Genomic DNA, 16,210 nt, shown 5'->3' with positions numbered 1-16,210 from the left:
CGGTAACATAACCAAAATACATTCAAACCTGTTTCAATATTGCCCTTTTTTCCGCTTTTGAAAAAAAATAGAGGCCCGGATTTTGGTCCTGGCCTCTTGAAAAATATTTTTTACTCGTCCAACAGATCGACCGATTCAACCGGCTCGCCTTTTTCTTTTTCTTTTGCCTCTACCGCTTTTTTATCGCCTATGCCGTATTCGTCACGGACAAGTTTCTCGATTTCAGCTCTCATCTCTGGATGCTCAGTCAGGAATTTTTTTGCATTTTCGCGGCCTTGGCCGATGCGTTCCCCTTTGTAGGCATACCAAGCGCCACTCTTGTTGACGATATCCTTCTCTGAGGCCATATCGATGATTTCGCCGACTTGGGAAATGCCTTCCCCATACATGATGTCCACTTCAGCGGTCCTGAATGGCGGCGCAACTTTATTTTTGACTACTTTGATTTTTGTGCGGTTACCCATGATCTCTGTCCCGCTCTTGATCTGTTCCGCTCTTCTGACTTCCAGACGGATAGTAGCGTAAAATTTAAGCGCTCTTCCTCCTGGCGTCGTTTCTGGATTGCCGAACATGATGCCGATCTTCTCACGGACTTGGTTGATGAAGATTGCGATCGTTTTTGTTTTGTTGATCGATCCGGACAGTTTCCGTAAAGCTTGCGACATCAGACGTGCTTGCAGACCCATATGGGAGTCTCCCATTTCGCCTTCTATTTCAGCACGCGGAACCAATGCGGCAACCGAGTCGATGACCACAATGTCGACAGCCCCGGATGAAACCAAAGCATCAGCGATTTCCAGGCCTTGCTCACCTGTATCCGGTTGGGAAAGCAACAATTCATCGATATCCACACCCAAAGCTGCAGCATATTTTGGATCTAAAGCATGCTCAGCATCGATGAAGGCAGCAACGCCGCCCTTTTTTTGCACTTCGGCAATCGCATGCAGTGCAACCGTTGTTTTACCTGATGATTCAGGACCGTACACTTCGATGATACGGCCTCTTGGATAGCCGCCTACGCCCAACGCAACATCAAGAGCCAACGAACCACTTGGTACAGTGGATATTTGCGTGTCCACCTTTTCGCCAAGCTTCATGACGGAACCTTTGCCATAATTTCTTTCTATCTTTTTCAGAGCCTCATCCAAGGCTTTTTGTCTATTTTCATTTAAATTAGCCATCTATTGTTTCCTCCAAGCTTTCATTTGCATGCATTAACACCACAACGTAATACTATCCTGTTCCGGACAAAAAAGCAAGAATAAAGTGAACAGATGTTCGTTTTTTATTTTTCAAAATCAGAATCCATCAAATACCGCCGAATCATATCAAACCCCTGCATGACCGCCTGTTCCCTGTTCCCGAGGCGATCGCGGGAAAATTGGAAGCCTTGGACGGCAGTCGGTCCATTTTTTTGGCTTAAGGCAATCCATACCGTCCCGGCTGGCTTGTTCTCCAGTTGATCAGGCCCGGCAACGCCCGTGAAAGAAATGGCCAACTGAGTATCAAACAGGTCGCGCGCACGTTCCGCCATCGCAACCGCGCACTCCGGGCTGACCATTCCGTAAGTCTCGAGAATGTCTTCCGGAACGCCAAGGACCTGTTGCTTAGCGCCTTCTTGGTAAGAAACGACGCCGCCCGCGAAGACCTCGCTTATGCCGGGAACCTTGACAAGTTCGGCTTGAAAAAGCCCTCCGGTCAAGCTTTCAGCCGCGCTGATGGTTCTTTTTCCCTTCAATAATTTCTTCCCTACCACTTCGGCAAGGCTGGATTCGTCGCCGTCACCGTAATAATATTCCCCGACGAGCGCCAATATTTCCGCTTTTTTTTCATCCAATAGCTGTCCGCAGATTGCTTTTGTTGCAGCGTTTGCGGTGAGTCTTAAGGTCACTTCGTATTTCCCGGCATATGGAGCTACCGTCGGGTTGGTCTGATTGCGGATCAGTTCATCCAACACCGTTGTCAAGGTAGATTCTCCGATTCCGAAAAAGCGAAGCGTCTTCGATGAGATGACTTGCTGATCTTCATACTTGCTGGAAAGGAACGGCTTCACAAATTGCAGGAACATCTGCTCAAGTTCTCTTGGCGGGCCCGGCAGCAGCAAATAACCTTTCCCATCCTTTTCGGTATAGGTGCCTAGCGCTTGTCCAATCGGGTTCGGGAAGACAATCCCGCTCCTGAACACTAAAGCTTGAAGCTCATTGTTTTCCGTCATGCTCCTTCCCGAACGATCGAACCATTGCCGGATATGCGCCAATCCTGCTTCATCCATGACAAGCTCTTCCTCGAGGTGAGCCGCCACGGTCTGTTTGGTCAAGTCATCCTGGGTGGGTCCGAGACCTCCTGTAAAAATCAACAGGTCGCTTCGTGATTCAGCTATTTTTATCACATCTTTTATTTTCCCCGGATTATCGCCTACAACCGTCTGAAAATAGGAGTCTATGCCCAAACCGGTCAGTTCCTTGGCGATGAATGCCGCATCCGAATTCACTATTTGCCCCATCAACAATTCCGTTCCGACTGAAATGATTTCTGCATTCATATTTAATCCCTCACATCCATAGTATTCGCTCAAACAAAATAAAAAATGCAACAGCATAAAAAAGATAAAGAAAAAAGAAGGGCACAAAAGAATCGCGTTTCCTTTTGTTCGGATTGCAACCTGATGCAACCCAGCCCTTCTTATTTATAAAAACTACATGGATCCGACAAAAACATGTTTATTTTTGACGAAATAATCCACCCCTGAGTAGATGGTGAAGACTAAGCAAAGATACAACATGATATCCGCAACTGGGATGCCGGTCGCCTGAAAAGGAAAATTATCCAAGAACAACAAAATGATGGCTACCATTTGTGTCGCTGTTTTGACTTTCCCCGGCCACGCTGCTGCCATGACTTCGCCTTCCTTCACAAGCAAGAGGCGCAAGCCTGTGACCGCCAACTCCCGACTGATGATGATGCTGACGAGCCACGATGGAGCCAGCCCTTGGCCGACAAGTACGATCAAGGCGGTGGCGACAAGCATCTTATCCGCCAATGGATCAGCAAATTTCCCGAAGTTGGTGACCAAGCCGTCCCTTCTGGCGATATAACCATCCAGCCAATCCGTAAAACTGGCGAGGGCAAAAATGATGGCTCCGACAAGTTGATTGACGGCAATCTGTGATTGGGCAACCGCAAGCGTACCCCAATCGAAAGGAACCAAAGTGATGATCATGAACAACGGAATCATAGCAATCCGCAACGCTGTCAATTTATTAGGTAAATTCAACTTCTGCAACTCCTTTAATGTACCCTGACTTATTCTGCACCTTTGACGGTAAAGGATAAGGTTTGGGTCTGAATCTCTTGATGATCGGCTGGCATCGCGACAATTGTCCCATCCAGTTCGATGATTGTTGCCGGCATGACGCCGACTACCACTTCGATCTCCTTAGTATTCAACGGCAGAATGACCGTCAACGGATTTTCACTGCCTACGATGCCGGAAGGCTCTTGGACGATTCCGTTCACGCTTACGCTGATCCAGGAACTGCCTCCTGCCACAGCCGAGATTTTCAATTCTGATGGCAATGACAAACTGGTGACGTCATATTCCGCATACCCATCGGCAGACGAAACCAAGCTCACCTGCGCTGTTTGTTCTGCGACAACGGCGCTGTCTGCCTGCTCTGTGCCGCTAGGAACCGTCGCTTGCGATGCCATAGTTGTTTGGCTGATGTTCGAAGCCACTTCGATCTGAACCTGCTCATCGTCATCGTTCAATGTAGCCCTCCAGACCACAAGTACGATGGCAATTACCGACACAGCCAACAGAAATGTAGGCAACTGGCTCTGGACGGAGCCGCCATAATTAAAATTCGTCTTTTTTGAAGCTCTTTTAGTCTCGGAGCGACTGGGAGAAAAAGAACCGGAATCCTCCGCTTGGGTGCTCCCGTGTATTTCCGGAATCATACTTGCATGATCCCCCAACAAGCGCTCGCCATCCAAGCCCACAGTATCTGCATATTGCTTGATGAAGGCACGCACATAGAAATTGCCAGGCATAATCTCAAAATTGCCCTCTTCTATCGCAATCAAATACCGTTTCTGTATTTTAGTCATCTGCTGTAGATCATCCAACGTATATCCCTTGGTCAGTCTAGCACTTTTTAGGATTTCTCCAACTTGAACCATTTCTTCACCTGCCTTCACTTGCAAATCCCGAAGTTACCCTGGATATTATACCATAAAATTCCCTCACCGGGAGTTCCAATGCTGTTTTACTTGAGCCATCCGCCGGACACGTAAATGGCCTGTCCCGTCATATAGCGACTGTCTTCCTTCAGAAGTTGGGATACCCAAAAGCTGATTTCACCCGGTTTCCCCATTCTCCCCAGCGGGATTTCCTCAAGAAGAGCCTCTTTTTCATCGTTTTCCAGATGAGCGTTCATTTGCGTATCGATCGCTCCCGGGCAGATGGCATTGACTGTCACTCCCAGGGAGGCTACTTCTTTGCTGTAGGCTTTCACGAAGGCGATTTGCGCCCCTTTGACGGTACTGTAGAGCACTTCGAGCCCGCTGCCGACTTCTCCATAGACGGAGCTGATGAAGACGATGCGGCCGTTGCGCGAGCGGGCGATTTTTTCCTGTAGCGCTTGGATGATCAGGATCGGCATTTTGACATGCATTTCCCACAAGACGTCCATTTGCAGGGACGTCATATCCTGCAGCAACCCATATTCCGTCTTGCCGTGCGCAAAAACAATCGCTTGGAGCGAGAAAATGTGATCAGCAAGTTTCGAAAGACCAGCTTCATCGGTCAAATCGAGGCAAAGCGGATAAAATTCCTGATCGGGATAAGCCGATTGCAGTTCCGCCAGCAGCAGCTTGATTTTTTCTTGATTGGAATGATAATGCAGGTAAAGCGACCAGCCTGAACCGGCCAAATCCCTTGCGATGGAGGTCCCGATGTCGCCGGAGGCCCCCGTCACCAAAGCAGCTTTCATTGCTGTTTTGCTCCCTTCTGGAGGATCGCGTAGGTGCTCATGCTTTGTTCCTTGAGATAGCCCTCGGCGAATCTGCGGATGTCCTCCAGGCTGGTTTCTTCGATCAACGGAACGACTTCAAAAAGTTCCGCTCCTGAAAACAGCAGCGTGCTGTAGTGATTTGCGATGTATTCCAGGGAATTGAAAGCCTGCAATTGTTCTCCGATCATGCTCTTTTTCAGCAGATCAAATTTTTCATTCGTCAGGTTGGCATCCGTTTCCCAATCCAAGAGAATCCGTTTCAGCTTATCTTCCAGCTGTTTCGGTTCTTCCGTATCCGATTCGACAGCCATAAAGTGGAAGGAACGGTCCAAATTGAAGGAGTAGCCAAAGCTGTCATCGATCAAACCGCTGTCGTAGAGCTCGATGAAATGCGTGGAGCTCCGGCCGAAAAGCAATTCCAGCAACAGCGAACCATAGATTTTGTATTTTTCGGCTTGGTTTCCGGTCACATCCGCATCCAAACCTTTCACACCAAGCATCACTTTCGGACGCTGCACATCCATTTCGATTGCTTTGTACGGAATGATGTCCTGGATCGAGGCCGGCGGCAAAGTGCGCTGGATCGGTTTTGCGGGAAGAAACGTTTTGGCTTCTTGGTTTTTTTTGATGGTTTCCATCATTTCTTCGGGATTGAAATTGCCGATCATCAATAGGTTCATGTTTGACGGATGGTAGAACGTGTCATAACAGATTTGCAGCAATTCCGGCGAAATCGCTTGGATGCTGTCCACCGTTCCGGCTATATCGACGGAAAGCGGATGTTCGGGATAAAGGTTACGGAGCAATCCGTAAAAAAGTTGCCATCCCGGATTATCTTCATACATGCGGATTTCTTGGGCGATGATGCCTTTTTCCTTTTCAGTGCCTTCCTCCGTGAAATGCGGGTCTTGAACGAAGTCAAGCAGGCTGTTCGTATTTTCTGGGATGTTGTCCGTTGCCGAAAAGAGATAGCTTGTCCGCGTGAAGGAAGTGAAAGCATTCGCTGAAGCACCGTATTTCGCAAAGTCTTCAAAAGCGTCATGGTCCTCGCCTTCAAATAATTTATGTTCAAGGAAATGTGCGATGCCGTCCGGAATTTTGATTTCCTTGTCTCCGTTTATCGGAACAAACTGGTTATCGATCGAGCCGAAATCGGTGGTGATGATGCCATAGGTTTTTGAATACTTATTTTTCGGAATCAATACTACCTGCAATCCGTTGTCCAATACTTCCGTAAAGACGGTTTCGTTAAGTGCCTCATAATGTACTTTATTCATCTGTCGCCTCGCCTTTCAAGAAAAATATCGCCTGCAAAGTCATTTTTTCCGCAACAGCAATGATCTGTTCCTTCGTCACCGCATTCAAGCCAGCGATCCATTGCTCCTGCGAAAGAGGATTTTCTATGATCAGGATATCCTGGTACTGCTTCGCCAAACTTCTGCCCTGATAATCATCATTTTGTTTGTAGTGGTTGATCAGCATGCTTTTGGTTTGAGCGATCAAGGCATCCGAGAAATCCCCTGCTTGCATATCCTGCAGTTGCGCCAGAACGATTTTCTCGACCTGATCGCGTTTATCGAACTCGATGCCGGTGCCGACAGTCATGACCCCACGCAGAAAGTCCAAGCCGCTTGAAGCCGAGTAAGCCAAACTCTCTTTTTCACGGACATTCTGGAACAGTTTTGAATGCGGGAAGCTCCCAAAGAGTCCATCAAAAACCAAGCCGGCAAAATAATGGTCATTCATGTAATAGACGGGTGAAGAAAAACCGAAAAACAACTTGCCTTGATTGATGTCTTGGGTTTCGCTTGAAGTGACGGGTTCCGTGTCCTTTTCGCGGAAATAGAATACCTCTTTTTCGGTTTCTTTCCTGTCCGAAAGCTTCTGGGCAGCCAATATATTCAATATCCGTTCAGGTGCTACATCACCCGAAACGAGGATATCCAATTGATTCGACCCGATCATCTCTTCATAGCATCCGAACAGGCTGCCTGAGGTGATATCCTCAAGGAAGCCGGCATCACCGATGCCTTGATACGCTTGATCCGTCCCCTCAAACAACACTTGGTTCAAGCGCGTGCGCGCATAAGCTGACTTGTCTTCGATCAGCGATTCGAAATAATTATGCAGATTTTCCTTTTCCCTCAAAAAAGTCTTCTCGTGGAACTTGCCGTCTTCGGCATTGGGCCTGAAGATGATTTCTTCCAGAAAAGCGAACGCCTCTTCCAAAAGTGTATCGTCGCCTCCGATGAATTTATCATTGACAACGGATAGACTCATCGTCACGACATGCTGCTTGCCGAAGCGCTGGGATTGCGTATGCAACGTAGCACCGTAAAGGCTGGCCATTTTCAGATCCATTTCGCTTTGGCTTGGGTACTGCATGCTGTTCGTTTCAAGCATGTTCTTCACCAAAGAACGTTCCGTAGCAGTTTTCCCGCCGAAACTCGTCCTGAATTTGTACTGGATCAATACGGTTTTGTATTTATCGGAAGGCTCGATATAGGCCGTAACGCCTTGCTTTAATTTATATTCCATCCATTTCACGTCCTGTAAGCTATTTTATTTGTCGATAGGGAAAACTATACTCTAGTTCAGGCTTTTTTTCAATTAAGCCCTTCCTTGTCCACGCTGACCCATGCGCAGCGCAAAAAGAAAAGGCTGACTCGTCTTGAGCCAACCCTTCTTGCTGTCAGAGATTACTTTGATTTGATGTAAGTCGTACCGTTAGCGGCTGGGCCTCTGGATTTACCGATAAAACCTACAAGCACAATGATCGTAATGACATAAGGTGCAATCTGGAGATAGACGGAAGGTATATTCTGGATGACCGGAATATAGCTGCCGATGACCCCCAAACTCTGGGCGAAGCCGAAGAAAATCGCCGCGCCCATCACTCCGATAGGATTCCACTTGCCGAAAATCATGGCAGCCATGGCAATGAATCCTTGACCGGCAATCGTTGATCCGGAAAAATTCAGGCTGATCGACTGGGAGACGATGGCGCCACCCACTCCGCCCAAAAAGCCGGAAATCAACACGCCCGCGTAACGCATCACGTAGACATTGATCCCTAATGTATCTGCCGCTTGCGGGTGTTCCCCGACTGAACGCAGACGCAAGCCGAAAGTCGTCTTGAAGATGATGAAGTAGCAGACAAGCGCTGTTGCGATCGCTGCATAAGCTGGAGCTGATGTGTTGGTGAAAAATATCTGACCGATAATCGGGATATCCTTCAAGATAGGGAAACTGGTCTTCCCGAAGTTCTGGATGATGAAGGCGGTTTGGCCTTTTCCTTCATAAAGAACCTTAGTCAAAAACACCGCCAGCGCAGGTGCAAGCATATTGATGACCGTTCCGGAAACGATATGGTTCGCTCTTAAGTTGATGGTGGCAACTGCATGGATGATCGAAAAGAAGATACCGACTGCCCCAGCCACCAACAACGCAATCCAAGGGGTCATCTTGCCAAGATTGTCGGCGTAGTTCAGATTAAAGACTATGGCTGAGAAGGCTCCCATGACCATCGTGCCTTCCAATCCCACGTTGACGATACCGCTCCGTTCCGAGAATGTTCCGCCAAGGCCGGTGAAGATCAAAGGCGCAGAATAGATCAAAGCCGAGGATACGATAATAGATAGAATCGCTAGCAAGTCCATCTCACGCCACCTCCTTTTTATTGACTTTGGACAGTTTGTTGACCAACAGTCGGATGATATAGCTCGCGCCGACGAAGAAGATGATTGACGCAATCACGATATCGACGATTTCCACCGGTACGCCGGACATAAGTGGCATACTCGTTCCGCCGATTTTCAGCGTGCTGAACAGAAGTGCAGCAAAGAGGATACCAACAGGACTACCGATGCCCAACAAGGCGACGGCCATGCCATCGAATCCCACTGAAGGCATCGCACCTTGAACAAACATATTTTGGAAATTCCCTAAACCTTCCATTGCGCCCCCCAAACCGGCCAAGCCGCCGCTGATCAACATGGCCAAAATGATGTTCTTCTTGGCGTTCATCCCTGCGTAATCGGCTGCATCAGGATTCAATCCGACTGAACGGAATTCGAAGCCGTACGTTGTTTTTTTCATCAGCACCCAAACTACCGCAATCATGATGAGGGCAATGAAGATGCCGGCATGCAGCGTCGAATTGCGCGTCACTTCCGATAAGAACGGCACCCTTAGACTGGCATTTTCTGTGATTCTGGCCGTAGAGTCTCCGGAATCCGTCAAAACATTCCTGACGATGTGGTTGTTGATGTATAGAGCTGTATGATTCAGCATGATGGTGACGATCACTTCACTTGTATTGAAATAGGCACGCAAAACGCCGGCGATGCCCGCCCATAAAGCTCCAGCGGCAACACCAGCCAAAATGCATAAAGGCAACAATACGATTTTCGGCAATTCAGGCAGCAACTGGGCGACGCTGACGGATGCCAACCAGCCAAATAAGGTTTGGCCCGCTACACCGATGTTGAAGAATCCGGCTGTGTTGGCTACCGCAAAACCCAATGCGACCAGAATCAAGGGGGTCGCTTCACGCAGTAATTCGCCTATGTAAAATGGCGATCCGAATGCGCCCTTCAGCATGGCGGAATAACCTGCGATGGCATCATAACCGAAAGACCACATGACGATTGCGCCGATCAACAGACCTAATATGACTGAAAGTAAAGGTACGATAATCCCTTGGATGCGAGTGGCTCCTTGTTGATTACTCATGAAGGTTTCCCTCCTCTTCCTTGTTTTTTTCCAATTCTTCCCGGGCCTTTTCCAAAGAGGAGCCGGCCATCAGCAAGCCCAGTTCTTGTTCGGAGGTTTCCTCCGGCTTGACGTAGGCCACAATCTCACCTTCAAACATCACGGCGATGATATCGGAGAGATTCAAGATTTCATCCAACTCGAAGCTCATCAGGAGGATCGCCTTATCCTTATCCCTTTGCTCGATCAAGCGTTTATGGATAAATTCGATTGCCCCCACATCCAAGCCTCTCGTCGGTTGGGCCGCGATCAACAAAGAAGGATTCCGATCGACTTCCCTGGCGATGATCGCTTTTTGTTGGTTCCCGCCGGACAATGAACCTGCCGTCGATTTTTCACTTTGGGTCCGCACATCAAACTCTCTGATCAATTCAATCGCATGGCTCTCGATGGCTTTATCGTTCAGGAAGCTGTTTTTGCTGTAAGGTTCCTGATAATAAGTCTGCAGGGCGATGTTCTCATCCAGGCGCATCGGGAGGATCAGACCGAACTTTTGTCGGTCTTCAGGGATATGCCCCAAACCTGACTCAGTGATTTTGCGCGGAGCCAAGTTCGTGATGGTTTCGCCGTTCAGCTTGACGGTTCCGCTCTCGCTTTTCCGCAAGCCAGTGATGGCTTGGATCAGTTCGCTTTGGCCGTTCCCGTCTATCCCGGCGATTCCGACGATTTCGCCGGCCCTTACAGTAAGATTCAAATTACGCACGGCTTCCAGACCACGACTTTCCTTAACCGTCAATCCTTCAACTTCCAACACGGCCTGTTTCGGTTGGGATGGTTTTTTGACTGTGCGGAACAGAACGGAACGCCCCACCATCATATCGGCCAGTTCTTGCTGGGATGTCTGCTTCACGTCGACGGTGCCGATGCTCTTGCCCTTGCGGATTACCGTGCAACGGTCGGCAACTGCTTTGATTTCGTCCAGTTTATGCGTGATCAGGATGATTGACTTGCCTTCTTTCGTCAATTCCCTCATTATCGACATCAATTCGTCAATTTCTTGGGGTGTCAACACTGCCGTTGGTTCGTCAAAAATGAGGACGTCCGCCCCGCGGTACAATGTTTTCAGGATTTCGACCCTTTGTTGCATTCCGACCGTGATGTCCTCGATTTTGGCGGAAGGATTGACTGCCAAGCGATATTTATTGGACAAATCCGCAATCACGTCAGCGGCTGCCTTTTTATTCAAAACACCGAGTCTGCTCGGCTCACTGCCCAGAATGATGTTTTCCGTAACCGTGAAGTCCTTGACCAGCATAAAATGTTGGTGCACCATTCCGATCCCCAATTTATCGGCAACACCCGGGGAACTGATTTTGACCTCTTGCCCTTTGACCTTGATGGTCCCGCTTGTAGGCTCCAAAAGACCAGAGAGAATATTCATCAAAGTCGACTTGCCTGCGCCATTTTCACCCAACAAAGCGTGAATTTCACCTTTTTTCAAGCTGAGAAAAATATCATCATTCGCTTTATAATTGCCGAAAGCTTTTGTTACGCCAATCATCTCAATGACATAATTTTCTTCTGTCATGCTGATTCCACCCCTTACTAATATTGAATGCATGCATTCCCTCATGCAGCAGTGAGACACGCTTATAAAATATAATACCGTAAAACACCATTTCACACCTATTATAAAGTATTTCCAAATTCCTATCCACTTTTGTTTGTCACGAAACCTAAACATTTGTTCATTTTTTATGCGGACTTGAAACTTCCTGGGGCGGTCCGCACAAAAAAAGAGAAGCAACTCAATATCCTAACCGGAATCAAGTTGCTTCATAAAATTTTAAAACGTGATTAGTTTTCTGGAGACTCCGGAACAGCAAGCGTTCCTTCCAAAATTTCTGCTTTCGCATCATTGACAGCAGTCAACGCATCGGGGCTCAATTGGCCGTCAGTCAAATCGACGCCTTCTTCAGCCAACCCGAAATTCAACACTTCTCCTGCCGGAAATTCGCCGTTCATCGTTAATGTAGCGATATCCTTAGCGGCAGTGCCTACACCCTTCAACGTTGAAGTCAAAGTAAGGTTTCTTTCAGTGCCGTCATCAAGAGTCAACAAACCTTCTTCTGTTTGGTCACGGTCAACGCCGATTACCCAGATTTCTTTTGAAGGGTCAGCTTTCACGATATCTTTAGCTTCTGAGAATACACCGTTTCCGGAATCTCCGGCAGCTTGATAAATGACATCGATTCCGCTCGCGTACATTGCGGCAGCTTTTGATTTTCCGCCGGCGGCATCGCCGAACGAGCCGACATATTCAACTTTTACATCTATATCAGGATTAACGGATTGGGCACCAGCTATGAATCCAGCTTCAAAGCGATCGATTACGACGCTCTCTTGTCCGCCGATGAAGCCTAATTGGTTGGTTTTGGTTGTTTTGGCAGCAGCCACACCAGCCAAGAAAGCAGCTTCATTGTCTTTGAATGATACTGAAACCGTGTTCTCGCCTTCGATGACATCATCGATGATGGCGAACATTGTATCCGGGTTTTGTGTTGCCACATCCTGCATCGCTGATTTCAACTTGTACCCGATACCGAATACTAGATCAAAATTACTGTTTACGGCAGTGTTCAAGTTCGTCACAAATTCCGAATCGGCGTTTGATTGGATATAATCATATCCATCGATTCCTTTTTCTTTGCCGTTTTCTTCGCCCCATGCGCTTTGGTTGAATGATTTGTCATCCACGCCGCCGACGTCGGTAACCATTGCGATAGTGAAGTTATCTTCCGTTCCCTCTGCTGTGCTGGAACCTGTTGCACTGCTGTCAGCCGTGTCGCCGTTGCCGCCGCAAGCTGCCAGGATTGTGCTGACACCTAAACCTAATGCCAATAAACTAACATATTTTTGCTTCTTCACCATGACCCCTCCAATAAACTTCAATTTTTTGAACTTGTAAGTACAAGCTTCTTACAAAAAATATCATATCATGTATTCTTTAAAAAATAAATAATATTGACTTGTTTTGTAATCGTTTTTTCATTTAATATCCATATATTTGTCGGAATCGCTAGGATCAAACCTCGGAATCGTAGGGTATATCCGTATCATTTTCATATATGCCTTCGCTAATGTTCACTTTTCTGGGCTTGCTTCCATCAGCCGGTCCGACGATCCCTCGCGCTTCCATCTCGTCGATCAGCCGCGCTGCCCGGTTATAGCCGATCCGGAATCTCCGCTGCAATTTGGAAATGCTTGCCGTTTCATCCGATCTGATGAATTCTACAGCTTCCCCGAAAAGATCATCTTCCGGTTCATTGCTTGCAACCGCAACATTTTCGGTCGGCATCATCTCCTCGACATAGTTCGCTTCCTGCTGATTTTTGACGAAAGTGACAATGTGCTCCACTTCTTCGTCGGAAATGAACGCCCCTTGCACACGGATCGGTTTGTTTTCACCCATCGGACGGAAGAGCATATCGCCTCTGCCCAATAACTTCTCTGCTCCGGAGCCATCGATTATCGTTCTGGAATCGATCGAACTGGATACAGCAAACGCGATCCGGGAAGGAACGTTCGCTTTGATGATTCCGGTGATGACATCGACACTCGGCCGTTGCGTAGCCAAAATCATGTGTATTCCTGCAGCCCGTGCCATCTGCGCCAATCGGGTGATCGCATCTTCGACTTCATTGCTGGCCACCATCATCAAGTCGGCCAACTCATCCACGATGACCACGATGTATGGCAACGTAGGATTATTTTCCCCGTTCTCCAGATTGTATTCCACAATCAGATTATTATAGCCGTCGATGTTACGCATACCGGTACCGGCAAACAATTCATATCTTCTTTCCATTTCCGTTACGACTTTATGGAGCGCTTGCGCCGCTTTGCGGGGATTCGTGACAACCGGCGTGAGCAAGTGGGGAATCCCGTTATAGACGTTCAATTCCACCATTTTCGGATCGATCATCATCATCTTCACTTCGTTCGGCTTGGCTTTCATCAAGATGCTCGTAATGATGCCGTTGATGCAAACAGATTTTCCGCTTCCGGTCGCACCCGCAATCAGGAGATGGGGCATCTTCGTCAGATTCGCGCTTTGCACGACGCCCGAGATGTCCCGGCCTAACGGTACCTCCAACAGCTTGTCCGTGTGCTTTTGACCTTCCATGACATCCCGGAAGGATACGACGCTGACTTCACTGTTCGGCACTTCTATGCCGATGAAGGATTTCCCGGGTATCGGCGCTTCGATACGGATATCCTTTGCCGCTAAAGCCAGGGCCAAATCATCACTGAGGCTGACAATTTTGCTGACCTTCACCCCAACGGCTGGTTGGATCTCATATTTTGTCACGGCAGGCCCAAGATTCGCTTTCGTGACTTTGGCCTCCACCCCGAAGCTTGCGAACGTCTCTTCCAGCTTTTTGACATTTTTTTCGATTGTCGCATATTCATTCGATTGATCGATCGCTTTGATTTCATTCAATAAAGTGACCGGCGGCAAATGGTAATCCCTGTTCTCCTGTTCGGCAGTGATTTCGAACTCCAGCTCGCCGCTGTTGTCTTCCTCGCTGCCTCCAACCGTTGTTTTTGCAAGCCTGGACTGTTGGGCTGACGCGCTCTTTTCATTGTCCAAATATTTGTGTTCGGCTGCTTTTTCAAGTTGCTTCTGGAAGCTATCGATTTTCAGCTGAACGGGTTCACGCTCTTTTTCGGCGAGTGTTTCTTTTTCTGATGCTTTCAAAGCTTCCGCTTCTTCCTTCATCAATTTCTTCGCTGCCGATTCGCTTTTGATCTGATTTTTGGCTTTTTCGACTATTGAAGGTTTCTTGTCGGTCGAAACGCTATTTGACCTGGTCGGTTTCTTCACTGTTTTCGAATCGATGATTGAGCTGGCCACTTTATCTTTCGTGTAAAGCACCGCTCGTTTGCTGTTGTGCCCGAAGATCAAGGCAACTTTGCGCACGACTTCCATGACATCATGCGTCGTGAAGCCGAATATGACCGCCGTACCAAAAAATACAAGCAGGCCGATGATGATGTAAGTGCCCCATTGCGAAACCAAAAAATGGGTTCCGGTATAGAAGGCTGCCCCGATCAAGCCCCCGCCCATCTCTGAAGCCGTATCCGCTTGCCTGACATCGACCAAAAAGCGGGCAAGCGTTACGGATATGACCGATGCGCCCTCAGTGACGACTTTCTCAAAAGCCTGAGAATGGAGATAAAGCAGCGCCGCCGAATAAAGCAGGATGCCGCTGATCAGCCAGTTCTTTCTTATTTTTGGTTCTTTCCCTCTCAAAATCAGGTACAGTCCATAGGCACCAAACAGCGCCAGACTGACCGGATAGGTTTCGCCGACAAAAAAACGGAAAAAATTCGCCAGCGCTATACCGGCAAACCCGAGTTGTCCGATCCCTAAGGCTGAACTGAAAAGAAACAGCACACCGATAAGCTCATAGGATATCTTTTGCCCGGTCGCCTTCTTTTTCTTTCTTGTTGTCGTCGTTCGTTTCGCCAAACATGCCAACCCCTTTTCCATCAATTACTCAAAACCACTGCGCATCTGCATAAAACAGTGGTCAATAGATTGTTCAGTTGATTATCCGTATCGGTTCATTATACTACAAAACAAACCCTTTACGAGGCTATTTTTATCAAGCAGCGCGTAAAAAAAGCTTCTCTTCCCCGTCAGCGCAGGCAACAGAAACTTTTTGGAATTTGGGCTGTCATTCTTGATGCACTTTTTTCCTGTCCTGCAACAGCATCAGTCCATGATATAATTGCACATCGTCATCACAATTCTCGCAAAAACGGATTTCTCCGTCTGACCAGTAGGCAGTCAGATAAGCTTCCTTCGTTTTTTGGAATGGATAAGCTGCTGATAGTTTTTCCGCAGCCCGCTCATAAGCAGCGACTGCCTCCTGGAATTCGGCATAATCTGTCGATTCCACAATGAAATCCATCCAATCTTCAAAAAACCACCAAGGTTCATATTCTCCCTCAGTCCTTATCACCTGGTACATCCTATCACCTTCTTTGTTCTAAAAAGTATAGCACAGCCCCGAAAATTATTCCCGTGCAAGGTATCGGGATTGAAACTTCTTGACGAAGACTGTAAACTGGATTAAAAAGCTGCAGCATATGCTGATTCTAGAATCTGGAGGTAATCTGAATGAAGAAAATCAAGATGACAGTAAGCGGCCGGGTACAGGGCGTGGGGTTCCGTTATATGACAAAAATGGTGGCTGACCAAATCGGCGTTTCGGGCATCGTCAGGAACGAGGATGACGGAAGCGTCTATATCGAAGCCGTCGGACCGACCGATAAAATCGACGCCTTCATCGCGGCGGTCAAACGCAGTCCCTCGCCAAGCGGAAGAGTCGATGCCTGTGCAGTCAATGAAGACGCCAACATTGAAAATTACATAAGTTTTCGCGTAACCAATTGAATAAATTTTCCCCTTCATG

General features: G+C 47.9%; 14 protein-coding genes. 1 reads left to right on the top strand and 13 read right to left on the bottom strand.

All coding sequences use genetic code 11. The annotated features are described in order from the left end of the window. Positions 1-110: 110 nt before the first annotated feature. The 13 genes from recA to C8U37_RS05850 form a co-directional block, all read right to left on the bottom strand. Entirely contained in the window at positions 111-1,181 is a 1,071-nt protein-coding gene (gene recA / locus C8U37_RS05910) for a recombinase RecA (RefSeq protein WP_108032345.1), read from the bottom strand. Positions 1,182-1,285: 104 nt separating this feature from the next. Beyond that, positions 1,286-2,542, bottom strand: coding sequence for a competence/damage-inducible protein A (locus C8U37_RS05905; RefSeq protein ID WP_108032344.1), 1,257 nt, complete (start codon positions 2,540-2,542; stop codon positions 1,286-1,288). A gap of 153 nt (positions 2,543-2,695) precedes the next feature. Next, entirely contained in the window at positions 2,696-3,274 is a 579-nt protein-coding gene (pgsA, locus tag C8U37_RS05900; protein ID WP_108032343.1) for a CDP-diacylglycerol--glycerol-3-phosphate 3-phosphatidyltransferase, read from the bottom strand. A 29-nt stretch (positions 3,275-3,303) separates the two neighbouring features. Continuing rightward, complete coding sequence (locus C8U37_RS05895; protein WP_108032342.1) at positions 3,304-4,179, bottom strand: helix-turn-helix domain-containing protein; 876 nt, start codon at positions 4,177-4,179, stop codon at positions 3,304-3,306. Positions 4,180-4,265: 86 nt separating this feature from the next. Continuing rightward, positions 4,266-4,991 carry an elongation factor P 5-aminopentanone reductase gene (gene ymfI / locus C8U37_RS05890; RefSeq protein ID WP_108032341.1) on the bottom strand — a complete coding sequence of 242 codons (726 nt, stop codon included), beginning with the start codon at positions 4,989-4,991 and terminating at the stop codon, positions 4,266-4,268. After that, positions 4,988-6,289, bottom strand: a complete 1,302-nt coding sequence (yfmH, locus tag C8U37_RS05885; RefSeq protein ID WP_108032340.1) for an EF-P 5-aminopentanol modification-associated protein YfmH — start codon at positions 6,287-6,289, stop codon at positions 4,988-4,990. Before yfmH ends, ymfI begins: the two co-directional genes overlap by 4 nt. Beyond that, on the bottom strand, positions 6,282-7,550 hold the full coding sequence (gene yfmF, locus C8U37_RS05880) for an EF-P 5-aminopentanol modification-associated protein YfmF (RefSeq protein WP_108032339.1): 1,269 nt from the start codon (positions 7,548-7,550) through the stop codon (positions 6,282-6,284). Before yfmF ends, yfmH begins: the two co-directional genes overlap by 8 nt. A gap of 161 nt (positions 7,551-7,711) precedes the next feature. Next, positions 7,712-8,671 (bottom strand): ABC transporter permease, encoded by a 960-nt coding sequence (locus C8U37_RS05875; RefSeq protein ID WP_108032338.1) that lies wholly within the window; start codon positions 8,669-8,671, stop codon positions 7,712-7,714. Between the two features lies 1 nt (position 8,672). After that, positions 8,673-9,746: an ABC transporter permease gene (locus C8U37_RS05870; RefSeq protein ID WP_108032337.1), complete on the bottom strand. Its 1,074-nt coding sequence runs from the start codon at positions 9,744-9,746 to the stop codon at positions 8,673-8,675. Then, on the bottom strand, positions 9,739-11,313 hold the full coding sequence (locus C8U37_RS05865; protein ID WP_108032336.1) for an ABC transporter ATP-binding protein: 1,575 nt from the start codon (positions 11,311-11,313) through the stop codon (positions 9,739-9,741). The genes C8U37_RS05870 and C8U37_RS05865 overlap by 8 nt, the downstream gene beginning before the upstream one ends. A gap of 269 nt (positions 11,314-11,582) precedes the next feature. After that, a complete protein-coding gene (locus C8U37_RS05860; protein WP_108032459.1) occupies positions 11,583-12,653 on the bottom strand; it encodes a BMP family lipoprotein in 1,071 nt (356 codons plus the stop codon). 157 nt (positions 12,654-12,810) lie between these two features. Then, positions 12,811-15,282, bottom strand: a complete 2,472-nt coding sequence (locus tag C8U37_RS05855; RefSeq protein WP_108032335.1) for a DNA translocase FtsK — start codon at positions 15,280-15,282, stop codon at positions 12,811-12,813. A 187-nt stretch (positions 15,283-15,469) separates the two neighbouring features. Continuing rightward, entirely contained in the window at positions 15,470-15,766 is a 297-nt protein-coding gene (locus C8U37_RS05850; protein WP_108032334.1) for a DUF1033 family protein, read from the bottom strand. Positions 15,767-15,915: 149 nt separating this feature from the next. Between C8U37_RS05850 and C8U37_RS05845 the strand changes: the two genes are divergently transcribed. After that, positions 15,916-16,191, top strand: a complete 276-nt coding sequence (locus C8U37_RS05845) for an acylphosphatase (protein ID WP_108032333.1) — start codon at positions 15,916-15,918, stop codon at positions 16,189-16,191. The last annotated feature ends 19 nt before the right edge of the window (positions 16,192-16,210 follow it).

This window comes from Trichococcus patagoniensis, from assembly GCF_003051085.1.
In the GTDB taxonomy this organism is placed as follows: Bacteria; Bacillota; Bacilli; order Lactobacillales; family Aerococcaceae; genus Trichococcus; species Trichococcus patagoniensis.
This window is presented reverse-complemented; position numbering and strand designations above follow the sequence as displayed.